This window comes from Tardiphaga sp. P4_G1 (assembly GCF_056401215.1).
Map to the genome: position 1 here is coordinate 694,278 of NZ_JBFUJU010000001.1, position 15,939 is coordinate 710,216.

Sequence of the window (15,939 nt, forward strand, 5' to 3'; positions counted from 1 at the left end):
ATTCAGGAACTGCTCTTGCTATCCTCGGGCAGGCACAGCGCGCGATGTTTGGCGCCGGTGATGAATGTCAGGATTTCTGCAATCGCCGGATCGTCATTCGCCAAAGGCTGCACGCGCTCGAGCCGCTCGGCAAAGACGCCGGGGCCATGGAACAGCTTTTGATAGAACGAGCGCACGGCGGCAACGCGCTCCTTCGTGAATTTGCGGCGCTTCATGCCGATGATGTTGAGGCCTTCCAGCGCCGCATACTGGCCATTCACGAGGCCGAACGGGATGATGTCGCCGCGCACGCCGCAGATGCCGCCGACCATGACCTGCGAGCCAATGCGGGTGAACTGGTGCACGGCCGACAGCCCGCCCATGAAAACGAAATCGCCGATCTCGCAATGGCCGCCAAGCGTCGCCGAAGTCGCGAAGATCACGTCGTTGCCGACATGGCAGTCATGGCCGACATGGGCGCAATTCATGAAGTAGCCGCGATCGCCCACCGACGTGATGCCACCGCCGGCGACAGTACCGGCATTCATGGTCACGGACTCGCGGATGGTACAGCCATTGCCGATGGTCAGCCGGGTCAGTTCGCCTTTGTAGCTGAGCGACTGCGGAGGCGTGCCTAACGAGGCGAACGGATAGATCGTGCAATTCTCGCCGATGGTCGTCTGCGCTGTCACGTTGATATGCGACAGCAGCTTCGTGCCTGCACCGATCGTGACATGCGGTCCGATGATGCAGAAGGGTCCGATTTCGGCGCCCTCGCCAATGACAGCACCGTCGGCGACGCGGGCGGTTGGATCAATCTTGCTCATCGAGAAGTCCAGTTCCTGCAAATTTCTAGGATTTTCCGCTGCGTAACCCGCGTCACGTGGACTGTCCAGTACCGCGCCGACAAGCACCACTGGAACCTTGCTGAACTCAAGATGTTCATGATACGTTCTTTATAAGCCAGTACGGAATGACCTTTTATGGCGCGTCTGACCAATCGCGAGGAGGAAGTATTGTCGCTGGTTGGCCAGTCGATGAGCTGCAAACAGATCGCGCGCGCCCTTGCCATTTCCGAGTTCACCGTCCGCAAACATCGCGCGAGCATCCTGCACAAGATGCGGCTGGGAACGACGGTGCAACTCACCGCCTTCGCCAAAACGTCTTCCACCAACACGTCGCAAGTTGGCGATACATCGCAACACGCCGATCGGCGGGAAAGACCCGACCGGTCTTTTTGATCGGCAGCCCACCCGTCCTGCGACCGCGCGAAATCGACGTCGCGCGGCTCATTACTGTTGGCCTCACCAGTAAGCAGATTGCCCGCAAGCTCGGGATCAGCCCCCTCACCGTCCGCAAGCATCGCGAGAATGCGATGCGTAGCCTGAACGTCCACAGTCTTGCCGAGCTGATCGATGCGACGAGACGGCTCGGTTTCGTCAATACGCCAACGGAGCCATATCGCACAACCAATGGTTGATACGCGCTATGGTTGTTATCCACGACATCGTCACGACATCACGCAAGCCGTAATGCTTCCTCGCTTCGCAAGGCCGCTTGTTGTCGCCGACCAGTCACCATTCAGCCAGGAGCAGCAACATGGCCAAGTACACGATCAAGGTTCTGAACAACTCTGGATTCGCGAAGAATTATGTTCTCTTCATGCAACCACCCGCCGTGACATCGACGGGCGGACAGCCGGTCGTTTACAGTAACGCGTGGGTGACGTTCAACGGCATCCTCCCGGGTGGAACGGATACGGTCGAGTACACCGACGAGACTTTCGCCTACTGGGCGACTGCAACCATGCCCATCGCTCCAGGGACAACCATGGGCCAGAGCGGCGCTGCTGCGGTCGACGTCACTCTGCAGGACAGCGTCACCTTCGCCGGAACGACGCCCATCGGGTTCGGCACCGTTACACCGGGCGGCGCGATGACCGGCTCTTACAGGATTATCGCCAACAACGATTTCACGGCATCCAACGGATACTTGTTCGGTCTGGCGCGTCCAGGCAACGTTCCAAGCATCCCGTCGCCGGTCGCGACCTTCATCGCGGAGCCGAACGACACGTTCAACGTGACACCTGTGATCAACTTCTATGTCGCCGATGGCGCATACACGCCCGGTCAGATCATCGACTACACCGCAGCCTCGACCAAGGCCGGCAACGTCAACTTCACGGGTCGCGCACAAACCAGCGCTGTGGTCACGCAGAACCCCGACGGCTCCTTCTCGCCTCAGTACTACTGATCGATCGGCATCGGCGAAGGCCTGCGTCCTGGCACGCACCAAATCCTGATCCGGATCTGCATCATGTGCGCCGAGATCGGTGCCGCCGCAGCGGGCGGCGGCACCGCATAACCATCCCCTCCAATTCACATGCTGACATCACAAGAGGTCCACATGGCTGTAGCCTATTCATCCTTTGTCACACCGGCCGGGAATCTCGCACCGGCGATTCACGGTGCCAATTTCGACGCCCCGTTCAACTGTTCAGCCACATTCACCGGCACCTGCTCGGCTGGCGAATATCGCCAGTATGTCATGGGCCAGAACACGGCCAATGGCAGCGCGGTCGCCCTCGTGTTGTGCGGAGCTGTGGTGCTGCTACCAGCGGCATATCAGGAAGATGGCTGCCCCTCCGGCAGCTGTACGGCGTACGGACATCGAACCTGTCCACAGCACCCGTATGATCGTTATGACCCTGTACGCGCGGACGGATGCCAGTTCTCGATGTATGATGCGCCCGGGTTCAAGAACGTGGTGCGACGGACCAAATACGTCGTCTATTTTTCATTCCAGGGAAAACTGATCGACACGTCAGCCGGCGGCGCCGTCCTTGCAACAAAAGGATGGACGGTAGAAGGGACTACGACCGTGGCAGAGACTCCTCCAACACCGGCCTTGGTTGGCTTGTCGGCGACTGAGAAACTCATTGGTGCGCATACCGCGCTCAATCTCGAAACCGGCGCGCTTGAATTGCACATCGTGATCACGCGCCCCGCAGGCTTACCGGGCCTCGATGGCTCGTCGATGAGCCTATCTCTCCTCGATCCGACGGGTAAAAGATCGCATCCGTCTGACGCACCAGCGGTGCACGAGATCGGGACTCAGAGCCAATCGACGGTGAGTATCGTCTATACGCTCCGCCAGGGCACCACCCCGCCGAGCTCGATAGAACTGGCTGTACATGGCGGCGTCGTCACGATGCGTGTTCGGCAGCGCTAGCGCGTTTCCGAGCGAAGTGGGTACCGGTTCGCATCAAGAAAACGCGCCTAAACAAAAAGCTAGAGCCTCGGTTCTGATTCTATCAGAACCGAGGCTCTAGACGAATGACGCGGACTGAGCGGTGTAGCCTCAGTCTGTCAGCATTGCACCGACATCGGCCTCGGCGACGACCTTGCCATTTACCTTGGCGTCGCCATGGAACCACCACATCGCCTTTTTCCGGCCGATCAGGTGCAGATGATATTCGATCGTATCGCCAGGCATCACCGGCTTACGAAACTTGCACTTGTCGATGGTGAGGAAATACACCGCACGCGGCTTCTCGGTGCCTTCGACGGACGAGATGCCGATCACGCCCGCTGTCTGAGCCATGCCTTCGATCATCAACACGCCGGGATAGACCGGGCGATCAGGGAAATGCCCGAGGAATGCCGGCTCGTTGATCGTGACGTTCTTGATACCAATGCCGCTGAAGTCCTTGCGGATGTTGACGACACGATCGATCAGAAGAAACGGATAGCGATGCGGAAGGGTCTTGAGGATGGTGTTGATGTCGACCGTCTCGATGATGATCGGCGATGCGCCATCGCTTGGTAAATCCTGGCTCATTCCCGCCCCTCGTCTTTCGTATCCTGCGTCGTCGCATCCGTTCCCGGCATGCTCTCGCGGGCGAGTTTCTCAACCGCGAGGATCTCGCGGAACCATTGCTTGGTCGGCCGGGCAAAGATGCCACCCCACCGCGCGCGCGGCGGAATGCTGTCTTTCACTCCGGCCATTGCGGCGACCTGCGCGCCATCGCCAATCGTAATGTGATTATTGAGGCCCACCATGGCGCCCAGCGCGACGTTGTCGCCGATGGTCAGGCTGCCCGCAAGGCCACATTTCGCAGCGATCACACAGTGCCGTCCAATTGTCACATTGTGGCCGATCTGGACCTGATTGTCGATTTTGGTCCCCTCGCCAATCACGGTATCGCGCAGGCTGCCGCGGTCGATGGTGGTGCCGGCGCCGATCTCGACGTCGTTCTGGATCAGGACACGGCCGGTCTGCGGCACCTTGATGTGCTTGTCCCGGCCGAACACGAAGCCGAAGCCGTCCTGGCCGAACTTGCAGCCGGGATGAACGAGTACGTTGTTGCCGATCAGTGTGAACTGCAGCGTGCTGCCAGCGCCGATATTGCAGTCGCGGCCGATCTTGACTCCGGCGGCGATCACCGCGCCAGAGCCGATGATGGTGCCGGAACCGATCTCCACATCCGGGCCGATCACGGCCAGCGGATCCACCGTAACATCATCCTCGAGCTGAGCAGAGGGATGGATGACGGCGGATGCGGCGATGCCAGTAATGTCAAAGCCGGAGACCGGACGCAGCGTGTCCGCGTGCAGTTCGCGCGCCAATTCCACGAAGGCCGCAAATGGCCGCTTGGCGCGCAGCACCGTTACGTGAGCCGGAATATCGCCCTTGAAGCTCTCGCTCACCAGGCAGGCACCGGCCTTGGTGTGGGTGAGCTGGTCGATGTAGCGAAGATTTTCGAAGAAGGTCAGGTGATGGGGGCCGGCCTCATCAAGCGAGGCTACGCCAGTCACGACCTGGTCGGCCCTCGTCGGGTCGACCAGTCGTGCCTTCGTTGACGCTGCTATTTCAGCCAGCGTCAACGACGGCGATTGCTTGAAGAACGTCGGCAGAACCATTCCACCCGTCGCGGTCCGGCCGGAGATCAAACTCAGAACGAAGTTCCGCCGCCGAACTTGAACTGCTGCACGCGATCGTAGGCGCCCTTGGTGATCGGCACTGCGTAGTCGAAGCGCAGCGGACCAAACGGCGACTGCCAGATCAGGCCCACACCGACCGACGACCGAACGACATTGCCGTCGTCATAGGTCATGCCGGCGCAGTTACCGACCGAAGTCCGGCTCGCAGGCACACAGCCGGCGGCATTGATTTCGCCAGTCTGAGCCCAGCTGGTCGGTCCCTTATAATCCCAGAGACCGCCGGCATCGGCATAAACCGCGCCCTTGATGCCAACTTCCTTCGGCAGGAACCAGAATGGCATCTGCAATTCGGCCGAAGCGCCCCAATACTTGGTGCCGCCGAGCGCGTCACCGTAGGATCCCAGCGCAACGTAGCTGATGTCACGCGGACCGATACCGTTCTGCGCGAAACCACGCACCAGGTTCGGACCCATCTGGAAGTGATCCAGCATGCGGATATCTTCGCCGACCTTGTTCAGCATACCGCCCTGGACACGCAGCAAACCAACGATGTCGGCCACCAGCGGAGTGTAGTACTTCGCATCGATCGTGGTCTTCAGGTAGGTCACGTCGCCACCGACGCCAGCGTAGTCCTGCTTGAACTCCAGGAACAGACCGTCGGTCGGGTTCTTGTTGTTGTCGAGGGTGTTGTAATTCAGCGTGTAGCCGAGCGCCGAGGTCAGCGTCTTGCCGCTGGCCAGTTCGCGGCGAACTGGCAGAGACGACTCGCCATCGGCGTAACAACCCCAAGTGTTGGCATTGGCTGGATCAACAGAACCCGGGAACAGTGAATTCAAATAACCGGGAGTGTTGGTCGCAGTTGGGCTGCCTGGCAGGTTGTTACAGTTGCTCAACGTCGCCGGGAGCGAAATCTGCTGCTGATAGACGGAGTAGCGCAGCTGCAGCGCGAGATCTTCACGCAGCTGGAAACCGAGGCGCGGGCTGAAGCCGAGCGTCTTGGTGTTGTACGAGATGTAGCTGTTGGACAGCTGCTCGCGCTGATAGAAATCGAGGCCGAGCGCAACGCGGTAGTCGAGCAGGTAAGGCTCAACGAAGGACAGCGAGTAGCCACGGGCATACTGGCCGTACTGAACCGACGCCTTCGCAAACAGACCGCGACCGAGGAAGTTACGTTCCGAGACGCTGACTTCGCCGAGCGCACCGTCGGTGGTCGAGTAGCCGCCCGAGACCGAGAAGTCGCCGGTGGATTTTTCTTCCAGATCGACCACCAGGATCACGCGATCGCTGGACGAGCCGGGCTCGGTCGTCACCTTCACGCTCTTGAAGAAGTCGAGGTTCTTCAGGCGGCGTTCGGCACGATCAACCAGCGCGCGGTTATAGGCGTCGCCTTCGGCGAGATCGAATTCGCGGCGGATGACATAGTCACGGGTACGCGTGTTGCCGCGCACATTGATGCGCTCGATATAGACGCGCGGGCCCTCTTCCACCGTGAAACCGATGGTGACGGTGTGAGACTCGAAATTGCGATCGCCACGCGGACGCACGACGGCAAAGGCGTAGCCGCGGCGGGACATTTCGATCTGCATTTCCTCGACCGACTTCTCCAGCGCTTCCGCGTTGTAGAGCGAGCCGACGCCAACGCGCGAGAAGCTGCGCAGCGAGTTCGGATCGAACTGCGGAATGGTGGACGAGAAGTCGACCGACGACACGCGGTACTGCTGGCCTTCTTCGATCTTGAAGGTGACCAGGAAGCCCTTCTGGTTCGGATCGTATTCGGTGAGCGCGGCGACGACCTGAACGTCGGCGAAACCGTTCTTCAGGTAATAGCGGCGGATCAGGTCGCGATCGGCTTCGATACGGTCCGGATCATAGATATCGCCCGAAGCCAGGAAGCTGAGGAGATTCGATTCACGGGTCTTGATGACGTCCTTGAGGCGGTAGGACGAGTAATAGTTGTTGCCGATGAACTGGATCGACTTCACGCCGGTCTTCGCGCCTTCGTTGATCGTGAAGATCAGGTCGACGCGGTTGTTCGGCTGCTCGATGAATTCCGGAACGACGCTGACGTCATAACGGCCAGAGCGACGATAGATTTCGGAGATGCGCTGTGCGTCTGCCTGCACCATCGGGCGCGACAGCGTCCCGCGCGGCTTCGACTGCACTTCGGCGTTCAGCTGGTCGTCCTTGACCTTCTTGTTACCTTCGAAGGCGACACGGCCAATGACCGGGTTTTCGACGACGCTGACGACCAGACGGCCACCGGCCTGATTGATCTTCACATCCTGGAACAGGCCGGTCTCGATGAGCGACTTGAGGCCGTCATCGATGGTGCCCTGATCCAGCCGGCCACTCGGGCCGGGACGGAAATAGGAGCGGATGGTCTCCACATCCACGCGACGATTGCCTTCAACAACAATCGAAGCGGCGGTCTGAGCCACGGCAGTCGAAGAAACGAGCGCAGCAGTCGCTGTAACGGCGACCGGCATGGCGACCAAGATCGAAGCAGCAAGAAGGCCGCCCCGGAAACCCCGCAAACCAAAAATCATGCGCAAAGCGCCCTTATCATTCCATCGCCAGCCCGCACCCCTACGGTCTGACAGAATCCCTTTAGTGGCCCAGCTTGTAGCCAATTTTACCTGACTGGCAAACGACCTTTCGCGCTGCAATTCTAATTTCATTCCAAGACGTTGCCCATCGGCCACGTTACCCCCAGCCTCGATCATGACGAAGCCAGGTGAAGAATGTCGTTATAGGTCGCAAATACCATCAACATCAGCACTAAACCGAGGCCAATGCGGAAGCCCATCTCCTGCGCGCGCTCCGACAGCGGACGCCCACGAACGGCTTCGACGGCATAGAACAAAAGATGACCGCCATCGAGAAGTGGCACCGGAAACAGGTTGAGAAGGCCGATCGAGATCGACAGAACCGCCGCCAGGTGAATCAGGGCGGTCAGGCCTATTGTCGCCACCTGCCCCGAGATCTGGGCGATTCGCATCGGGCCGCCGATCTGGTCGGCCGCCTCGCGTCCGGTGAATACACCGCCGATATAGGCGATGGTGCGGTCCACGACGAACCAGGTTTCCTTGACGCCCAGCACGAAAGCGGTCGCCGGATTGACCCGCTCGGTGGTCGCTTCGCCAACCGCTGTCGCGCGGGTAATGCCGAGGACGCCGAGACGATGGACGTTACCGAAGCTGTCTTTGACTTCGCGAAGTTCTGGCGTGCCCTTCAGCTCAACCGTGGCTTCGCCGCGCTTGACGCTGAAGGCCAGCTGCTCGCCAGCCTTGGTGCCGACGATGCGCTGCATGTCGGAGAAGCTGCCAATGACCTTGCCATCGATGGCCTTGATGATGTCGCCCGACTGGAACCCAGCCTTCTCGGCCGCGCTGCCCGCCTGAATGCTGTCGACCTTGGCGGTCGTGCTCGGCTTGCCAAAGAACGTGAACAGGCAGGTGAAAATGACGATCGCGAGGATGAAGTTGGCGATCGGACCAGCAGCCACGATGGCGGCACGCTGGCCAACCCGCTTGTGATGGAAGCTGCCCTTGCGCTCATCCGCCGTCATGCCTTCCAGCGCGGCGCTTGACGGGGTCGAGGCTTCGCTCTCGTCACCGAAGAACTTCACGTAGCCGCCAAGCGGAATCGCGGAAATCTTCCAGCGCGTGCCATGGCGATCGTTGAAGCCGGCCAGTTCGGGACCGAAGCCGAGCGAGAACGTCAGGACCTTAACGCCGTTCCAGCGGGCGACCAGGAAGTGGCCGAGTTCGTGGAAGAACACCACGATCGTCAGGACAAACAGAAAGGGGATGATATAGCCTATAAAGCCGTGGCTTAACGTATTGAAACTATTTTGGAAAAACTCAAGCATCCCGATCCCCTAACGCGAGGCCAAAGGCCCCGTCCCCAATGCTCTAGGATGCCTTTGCGGCAATTTGAGGCAAGAGGGTGGCAGCCATTTTTCTCGCTTTATGGTCAACAGCGATGGCGTCATCCGCCGACGACAACGGCGCCAAATTCCCTGCCCGCACCCATTCATTCATGGTGGCTTCGACCAGCCTTGCAATGGCGCCAAAGCGGATCTTCTGGGCGGTGAAGGCAGCCACAGCAATCTCATTGGCCGCGTTGTAGACGGTGGTCGCACCGCTGCCGGTGCGCAGCGCATCATAGGCCAGCTTCAAGCCAGGGAAGCGCGTGTAATCCGGTGCCTCGAAGGTCAGCGACCCGATCTTGGCGAGATCGAGCGGCGCCGCCCGGCCCGGAATGCGGTCCGGCCAACCCAGGCAATGCGCGATCGGCGTGCGCATGTCGGGCGAACCGAGCTGCGCCATGACAGAATAATCGCGGAACTCGACCATGCCGTGGATGATCGACTGCGGGTGCACCAGCACGTCGATTTCGTCCGGCGCCAGCGCGAACAGATAGGACGCCTCGATCACTTCGAGACCCTTGTTCATCATCGACGCGGAGTCGATGGTAATCTTCTGCCCCATCGACCAGTTCGGATGTTTCAGCGCCTGCGCCAGCGTTGCCTGCTCGATATCGGCAGCAGCCCAGGTGCGGAACGGTCCGCCCGAGGCGGTGATGATGACGCGGGTCAGTTCCTCGCGGCTACCGGAAGCCAGCGCCTGAAACAGCGCATTGTGTTCACTGTCCGCCGGCAGGATGCAAGCGCCGGCCTTGGCGGCGCGATCCATGAAAAAATCGCCGGCACACACGAGGCATTCCTTGTTGGCCAGTGCGACGGTTGCACCGCGATCAACGGCGGCTAGCGCGGGCTTCAAGCCGGCAGCACCTGATACGGCGGCCATCAGCCAGTCGGCCGGACGCTCTGCAGCCTCGACGATGGCGCTATCCCCTGCCCCGCTGGCGATGCCGGTGCCGACGAGTGCCGCGCGGAGTTCGTCCAGCTTGGATTCATCAGCGACGGCCACAAAGCGCGCGTTGAATTCCTTGGCCAGCTTGACCACGCCTTCGACGTTACCGTTAGCCGTCAAAGCCTCCACCTGGTACCGCTCGGGCGACGCTCGTAGCAGATCCATGGTGCTGTCGCCGATCGAACCGGTCGCACCGAGGACAGTGATGCTGCGCAAACTGGACGCGGCGGGCTTGTTATTTCGCAGGGGAACAGCGCTCATCAAATCACCAAACCATAAGACCGCGGCCGACGCCATCTGCGCCGCCGCGTAAAAGACCGATCACCGCGGCAGCAACCACCGCGAACACATAGCCGTCGAGGCGATCCAGCAGACCGCCATGACCAGGAATGATCTGGCCGGAATCCTTGACGCCGAATTTGCGCTTCACTGCGGACTCGAAGAGATCGCCGAGCTGCGACAGCACCGTCAGCACGGTGGCGACCATGAGCAGCGGCAGCAGGCTGCCCAAACTATTCATGGCAAAACCGGCAGCCACAGCGAGGCTGAGAACAAAACCGCCAATAGCGCCGGCCCATGTCTTCTTCGGACTGACGCGCGGCCACAGTTTCGGGCCGCCGATGCCGCGCCCGGCGAAATAGCCGCCGATATCGGTCATCCAGACCACCAACAGAATGAACATCAGGGCCGAGAAGCCCCAGACAGGATCGAGGCGCACGACAATGGACGCCGCAAACGCAGCCAAGGCATAGACGACGCCGAGCCCGATCCAGCCGACATGATTGCCGACAATGGTCCGCCATTCCAGGAAGAGACCAACAGACACCAGCGTCACGAGGCCGAACCACAGCCAGCCACCGGTATAGGCGGCGAGAATCGCGACGGGGATCAGTACCAGCGCGGCCAGAACACGCATCAGCAGATTGCGCAGCCCCCGGTCATCCGCCTGCTTCGGCGTACTGTCGTTCTGGGTCACGCCGGTCACGAACCGGTTTTCGCGGCGAGACCACCGAAGCGCCGCTCGCGGCGGGCATATTCGGCAATGGCGCTTTCCAGCGCGGCCTTGTCGAAATCCGGCCAGTGGATCGGCACGAAGACGAACTCGCTATAGGCGGCCTGCCACATCAGGAAGTTCGATAGCCGCTGTTCACCCGACGTGCGAATGATCAGATCGGGATCCGGAATATCAGGCGCGTCGAGATACTGGCCGAGCGTATCGACATTGATGCTTTCGGGCGTCCGCTTGCCCTCGGCGACCTCGCGCGCAAGGCGCTGCGCTGCCGTGGCGATCTCGTGCCGCGAGCCGTAGTTGAAGGCGACCACGAGATTGAGCTGGGTGTTGCCCCGCGTCAGGTCCTCGGCCTCTTTCAGCAATGACGCGATATCGGAATCGAGGCCCTGGCGCTCTCCGATCACGCGGACCCGCACGCCGTCGCGATGCAGCGTGGCAAGGTCGTTGCGGATAAAGCGACGCAGCAGGCCGAACAGATCGCTGATCTCGGATGCGGGCCGCGACCAGTTCTCGGAGCTGAACGAGAAGATTGTCAGATATTGGATGCCGAGTTCGTTGGATGCCCGCACCACACGGCGAAGTGCCTCGACGCCGCGGCGATGGCCCTCGGCGCGCGGAAGCCCCCGCGCTGCAGCCCAGCGCCCATTGCCGTCCATGATGATCGCGACATGCAAAGGCGTGGATCGGTCCGATCCATCATTTGCGGGCGCGGCGGCATTCGACATCGATTAAAATCCCCAGCCTATGGTCCGGCACATATGTGACCAATTTGCGGACCATACGCTTTTCAACAGCTTAAAAGCGGCTTCTGACGCTTAAACCGTCATGATTTCCTTTTCCTTAGCCGCCAGCAACTGATCGATTTCAGCGATTATGCTGTCCGTGACCTTCTGCACTTCGGTATCGTGGCGCTTCTGGTCGTCCTCGGAAATCTCGTGAGCCTTCTCGAGCTTCTTGATGATGTCGAGACCGTCGCGGCGGACGTGGCGCACAGCGACCTTGGCTGCCTCGGCATATTTATGCGCGACCTTCACGAGTTCCTTGCGGCGCTCGGTGTTCAGTTCGGGAATGCGTAGCCGCAGAATCTGGCCTTCGGTTGCCGGGCTGAGGCCGAGATTGGAATCGACAATCGCCTTTTCCACCGCCTTGACCATCGACTTGTCCCAAACCTGCACCGACAGCAGACGCGGCTCGGGAACGCTGACGGTCGCAACCTGGTTCAGCGGCATGTGGCTGCCATAGGCTTCCACCTGGACCGGCTCCAGCATCGAGGCTGCCGCACGTCCGGTGCGCAAGCCGCCAAGCTCATGCTTCAGCGACTGGGTCGAGCCCTGCATACGGCGCTTGAGGTCGTTGATGTCGAATGGGGCCATGGTGGCCATGCAGCTCTCCCTTGTATCCTGCTGGTGCGAAGCGGGTATGGCGCTCCGAACCCGTCTAAAATCAGCCCGCGACGATGGTGCCGCGGCCAGTACCAGTCAAAATGGCGCCGATCGAACCCGGTTCGGCGATCGAGAACACGATGATAGGCAGCGAGGTCTCGCGGGCAAGCGCGAAAGCCGTCGCATCCATGACTTTGTAGTTCCCCTCCACCGCCTGCGAATGGCTGAGACGCTCGAAGCGCGTCGCGTTCGGATCCTTCTTTGGATCGGCGCTGTAGACGCCGTCCACATTGGTCGCCTTCAGCACGGCCGATGCGCCGATCTCGGCAGCGCGCAACACTGCGGTCGTGTCGGTGGTGAAGAACGGATTGCCGGTACCGCCGGCCAGCAGCACGATACGGCCCTCGGACAGGTATTTGTGTGCGGCAGCACGTGTGAAGAGTTCGCAGACCTGCGGCATCACCATCGCCGACAGCGTACGGGCCGGCACGGCGTGGCGCTCGATCGCAGCTTCCAGTGCCAGGCAGTTCATGACGGTAGCGAGCATGCCCATGCTGTCGCCGGTCGGGCGCGACACACCACGCGAGGAGACTTCGACGCCGCGAAAGATATTGCCGCCACCGACGACGACCGCGACTTCGACACCAAGTTTCTGGGCTGCAATGAGATCGACGGCGATGCGGTCGATAGTCGGCTGATCGATACCGAATGACTGGCCTCCGGCGAAAGACTCACCCGAGACCTTGATCACGACGCGACGATAGAGCGGCTCACCCATGATGCGATCGCTTCCTTTCGAGGCGGCAGCTCCCGGCGTAGATCGCCGGGAGGTCTTCCAATTCGTCTTACTTCTGGCCGCTGGCGGCGGCAACTTCGGCAGCGAAGTCCGAAGTCTGCTTCTCGATGCCTTCGCCGAGCGCGTAGCGCACGAAGCCAGTGAGCTTGATCGGCGCGCCGACCTTGCCTTCGGCTTCCTTGACGGCCTGCGCCACCGACTTGCCGGTGTCGTGGATGAAGGCCTGATCCAACAGGCAGACTTCCTTGTAATAGGTCTTCAGGCCGTTCTCGACGATCTTCTCGATCATCGCATCCGGCTTGCCCTGCTGGCGATACTTATCCGCCATCACTTCCTTCTCGCGAGCAACGACGGCCGGATCGAGGCCGGCCGAGTCTAGCGCCTGCGGGTTGGCAGCAGCGACATGCATCGCGATCTGTTTGCCGAGGGTCGCGAGCTCGTCAGCCTTGCCGGTGGATTCCAGCGCGACGATGATGCCCATCTTGCCGAGACCTTCGATCACGGCGTTATGCACGTAGCTCGACACGACGCCGGCCGAGACTTCCAGCGTTGCGGCGCGGCGCAGGGTCATGTTTTCGCCGATGGTGGCGATGGCTTCGGTGATCGCGGTCTCGACAGTGACGTCGCCAACCTTGTGCGCCTTGATGGCCTCGACGTCGGAACCGACCTTGAGCGCGACCTGGGCGATCATCTTGACCAGACCCTGGAACTGATCGTTGCGCGCGACGAAGTCGGTCTCGGAATTGACTTCGACCACGACGCCCTTGTTGCCGGCGGTGAGAACGCCGATCAGGCCTTCGGCCGCAACGCGGTCAGCCTTCTTGGCGGCCTTGGACAGTCCCTTCGCGCGCAGCCAGTCGATTGACGCCTGCATGTCGCCGTCATTGGCAGCCAGTGCGTTCTTGCAATCCATCATGCCGACGCCGGTGGTTTCGCGGAGGTCCTTGACCATCGCTGCAGTAATCGTTGCCATCGTTGAACCCTTTGCCTGTCAGGGCGCCTGCGAGCCAGCCGGTGCTGGTCAATCGCGTTACGCCGCAGGAACTATCATCGAGAGAAGTGTAGAGATGGAAAGTGCGGCCGGGATGACGGCCGCACAATAGTTTCTTGGCTGTCGCATCGGCATGATTTTGTCCGGAACCGGGACACCGGTTCCGGGATCACGCCTGCGCGTTACTCGGCTTCCGCCGTCAGACCCTTGGCCTGGGCGACCCAGCCGTCGGCACGGGCCGGAAGACCAACTTCTTCGCCAATCTTGTGGGCGGTGTCGTGATCGAGTTCGGCCAGCTGCCAGTAGTGGAAGATGCCGAGGTCGTTGAACTTCTTCTCGATCGCACCGGACACGCCGGTGAGCTTCTTGAGATCGTCGGCGGTGCCACGCGGACCGGCCAGGCCCTGGAAGCCAGCTTCCGGAGCCGGAATGGCTTCAGCCACCGGAGCAGCCGATGCGCCGATATCGAAGCCCGAGTCGCCCTGGGCACGTGAGATGCCGTCGATGACAGCGCGCGCGATCAGGTCGCAATACAGCGACAACGCACGGCCGGCGTCGTCGTTGCCCGGGACCACGTAGGTGATGCCCTTCGGATCCGAGTTGGTGTCGACAATCGCCGCGACAGGAATACCCAGACGCTGGGCTTCCTGGATCGCGATGTCTTCCTTGTTGGTGTCAATCACGAAGATCAGGTCGGGCAGACCGCCCATGTCCTTGATGCCGCCCAGCGAGCGATCAAGCTTGTCGCGCTCGCGCTGCAGCGTCAGACGCTCCTTCTTGGTGTAGGCCGACGCGTCGCCAGAGTTCAGCACTTCGTCGAGGTGGCGCAGACGCTTGATCGAACCGGAGATGGTCTTCCAGTTGGTCAGCGTGCCGCCGAGCCAGCGCGAATTGACGAAGTACATCGCCGAACGCTTCGCAGCTTCGGCAACGACGTCCTGCGCCTGGCGCTTGGTGCCGACGAACAGGATGCGGCCGCCCTTGGCGACGGTGTCGCTCACAGCCTTCAGCGCGGTGTGCAGCAACGGCACGGTCTGCGCGAGATCGATGATGTGGATGTTGTTGCGTGCGCCGAAGATGTAATTCGCCATCTTCGGATTCCAGCGGTGCGACTGGTGGCCAAAGTGGACGCCAGCTTCGAGCAGTTGACGCATAGAAAATTCGGGTAGTGCCATAGTATCAATTCTCCGGTTGTTTCCTCCGGAAGCGTGTGAGCAAACGAGCGTTCGGGCAGAGGATTCTGCCGTGCAGCCCGGATGCCACCGGACGGCGATTAAGCCATGCTTCCGTGTGAGATGGGCCGGCTTATAGCCGGATTCCCGGGATAAGCAAGGCAAAACGGACCATCTGGTAGTCGTTGCAGCTCGTATCGACGGGTAGGCAGCCACCTGAGGATAGCCGTAAGCACCTCGGGGTCACCTGACGTCGTCGTGACGGCAATACGACCTTGACGAGCATATCTGTCGAAAACACTATCACAGGATGCGTTTCGAGATTTTGGGCCAGATCACCGAAATTGAGACGATCGCCGTCGGGTCCGGCATTCGTGAGATCGCCCGGCTTCGTAGGGCGTACGGCCGCGGGCGCTGGCGTAAACGCAAGGGGATGGGCAGCGTTCTACTGCCCAATGGCCAACTCCGTCTGGCTGAAATACACTGGTACGAGGCGACTGGCATCGGTCGCCGGGAATATAAGATCAAGCAGCTGCTCTGAGCGCAGGTATCATGGCAAAGACACCATCCAAACAGCTGGTTGTATGCCTCGACAATGAGGGCTACGCCGCCTCGCTCGAACGGCGAAAGATCTACGTCACCCTCCCCGACCCTGAGGCCGAGAAGAACGGCTGGCTTCGGATCATCGACGAATCTGGCGAAGACTACCTTTACCCCAAAGCCTCGTTTCGCGCGATTACGCTGCCGGAAGCGCTCAAAAAGGCTGTATTGGCGGCCTAGTCACGGC

18 protein-coding genes are annotated in these 15,939 nt (G+C 60.8%); 6 read left to right on the plus strand and 12 right to left on the minus strand.

Annotated elements, in window-relative coordinates; translation table 11 throughout:
• Positions 1 to 2 precede the first annotated feature (2 nt).
• A complete protein-coding gene (lpxA, locus tag AC1DUY_RS03405; RefSeq protein ID WP_478112232.1) occupies positions 3 to 806 on the minus strand; it encodes an acyl-ACP--UDP-N-acetylglucosamine O-acyltransferase in 804 nt (267 codons plus the stop codon).
• 156 nt (positions 807 to 962) lie between these two features.
• Here lpxA and AC1DUY_RS03410 point away from each other — a divergent pair, with 156 nt between their 5' ends.
• The 4 genes from AC1DUY_RS03410 (at position 963) to AC1DUY_RS03425 (ending at position 3,210) form a co-directional block, all read left to right on the plus strand.
• Entirely contained in the window at positions 963 to 1,220 is a 258-nt protein-coding gene (locus tag AC1DUY_RS03410; protein ID WP_478112234.1) for a response regulator transcription factor, read from the plus strand.
• A complete protein-coding gene (locus AC1DUY_RS03415) occupies positions 1,217 to 1,459 on the plus strand; it encodes a LuxR family transcriptional regulator (protein WP_478112236.1) in 243 nt (80 codons plus the stop codon). Before AC1DUY_RS03410 ends, AC1DUY_RS03415 begins: the two co-directional genes overlap by 4 nt.
• A 119-nt stretch (positions 1,460 to 1,578) precedes the next feature.
• Entirely contained in the window at positions 1,579 to 2,232 is a 654-nt protein-coding gene (locus AC1DUY_RS03420; RefSeq protein ID WP_089264541.1) for a hypothetical protein, read from the plus strand.
• Positions 2,233 to 2,385: 153 nt separating this feature from the next.
• On the plus strand, positions 2,386 to 3,210 hold the full coding sequence (locus tag AC1DUY_RS03425; RefSeq protein WP_478112238.1) for a hypothetical protein: 825 nt from the start codon (positions 2,386 to 2,388) through the stop codon (positions 3,208 to 3,210).
• A gap of 129 nt (positions 3,211 to 3,339) precedes the next feature.
• Here the strand turns inward: AC1DUY_RS03425 and fabZ are convergent, their stop codons facing one another.
• The 11 genes from fabZ to AC1DUY_RS03480 form a co-directional block, all read right to left on the minus strand.
• A complete protein-coding gene (fabZ, locus tag AC1DUY_RS03430; RefSeq protein WP_068730861.1) occupies positions 3,340 to 3,819 on the minus strand; it encodes a 3-hydroxyacyl-ACP dehydratase FabZ in 480 nt (159 codons plus the stop codon).
• Positions 3,816 to 4,901 (minus strand): UDP-3-O-(3-hydroxymyristoyl)glucosamine N-acyltransferase, encoded by a 1,086-nt coding sequence (gene lpxD, locus AC1DUY_RS03435; protein ID WP_089264543.1) that lies wholly within the window; start codon positions 4,899 to 4,901, stop codon positions 3,816 to 3,818. Before lpxD ends, fabZ begins: the two co-directional genes overlap by 4 nt.
• 32 nt (positions 4,902 to 4,933) lie before the next feature.
• Entirely contained in the window at positions 4,934 to 7,468 is a 2,535-nt protein-coding gene (bamA, locus tag AC1DUY_RS03440) for an outer membrane protein assembly factor BamA (RefSeq protein WP_478112241.1), read from the minus strand.
• Positions 7,469 to 7,641: 173 nt separating this feature from the next.
• Complete coding sequence (gene rseP / locus AC1DUY_RS03445; RefSeq protein WP_478112243.1) at positions 7,642 to 8,793, minus strand: RIP metalloprotease RseP; 1,152 nt, start codon at positions 8,791 to 8,793, stop codon at positions 7,642 to 7,644.
• Between the two features lie 43 nt (positions 8,794 to 8,836).
• Positions 8,837 to 10,060, minus strand: coding sequence for a 1-deoxy-D-xylulose-5-phosphate reductoisomerase (dxr, locus tag AC1DUY_RS03450; RefSeq protein WP_478112245.1), 1,224 nt, complete (start codon positions 10,058 to 10,060; stop codon positions 8,837 to 8,839).
• 4 nt (positions 10,061 to 10,064) lie between these two features.
• On the minus strand, positions 10,065 to 10,775 hold the full coding sequence (locus AC1DUY_RS03455) for a phosphatidate cytidylyltransferase (protein ID WP_478112427.1): 711 nt from the start codon (positions 10,773 to 10,775) through the stop codon (positions 10,065 to 10,067).
• A gap of 5 nt (positions 10,776 to 10,780) precedes the next feature.
• Positions 10,781 to 11,536: an isoprenyl transferase gene (locus tag AC1DUY_RS03460; RefSeq protein WP_068730865.1), complete on the minus strand. Its 756-nt coding sequence runs from the start codon at positions 11,534 to 11,536 to the stop codon at positions 10,781 to 10,783.
• 90 nt (positions 11,537 to 11,626) lie between these two features.
• A complete protein-coding gene (gene frr / locus AC1DUY_RS03465; protein ID WP_374725665.1) occupies positions 11,627 to 12,184 on the minus strand; it encodes a ribosome recycling factor in 558 nt (185 codons plus the stop codon).
• A 70-nt stretch (positions 12,185 to 12,254) separates the two neighbouring features.
• Positions 12,255 to 12,971 carry a UMP kinase gene (gene pyrH, locus AC1DUY_RS03470; protein WP_068730867.1) on the minus strand — a complete coding sequence of 239 codons (717 nt, stop codon included), beginning with the start codon at positions 12,969 to 12,971 and terminating at the stop codon, positions 12,255 to 12,257.
• A 67-nt stretch (positions 12,972 to 13,038) separates the two neighbouring features.
• A complete protein-coding gene (tsf, locus tag AC1DUY_RS03475; protein ID WP_184516176.1) occupies positions 13,039 to 13,962 on the minus strand; it encodes a translation elongation factor Ts in 924 nt (307 codons plus the stop codon).
• A gap of 200 nt (positions 13,963 to 14,162) precedes the next feature.
• Positions 14,163 to 15,155, minus strand: coding sequence for a 30S ribosomal protein S2 (locus AC1DUY_RS03480; RefSeq protein ID WP_068730869.1), 993 nt, complete (start codon positions 15,153 to 15,155; stop codon positions 14,163 to 14,165).
• Between the two features lie 307 nt (positions 15,156 to 15,462).
• Between AC1DUY_RS03480 and AC1DUY_RS03485 the strand changes: the two genes are divergently transcribed.
• Positions 15,463 to 15,693, plus strand: a complete 231-nt coding sequence (locus AC1DUY_RS03485; RefSeq protein WP_478112249.1) for a hypothetical protein — start codon at positions 15,463 to 15,465, stop codon at positions 15,691 to 15,693.
• An 11-nt stretch (positions 15,694 to 15,704) separates the two neighbouring features.
• Positions 15,705 to 15,932, plus strand: coding sequence for a hypothetical protein (locus tag AC1DUY_RS03490; RefSeq protein WP_478112251.1), 228 nt, complete (start codon positions 15,705 to 15,707; stop codon positions 15,930 to 15,932).
• Positions 15,933 to 15,939 lie beyond the last annotated feature (7 nt).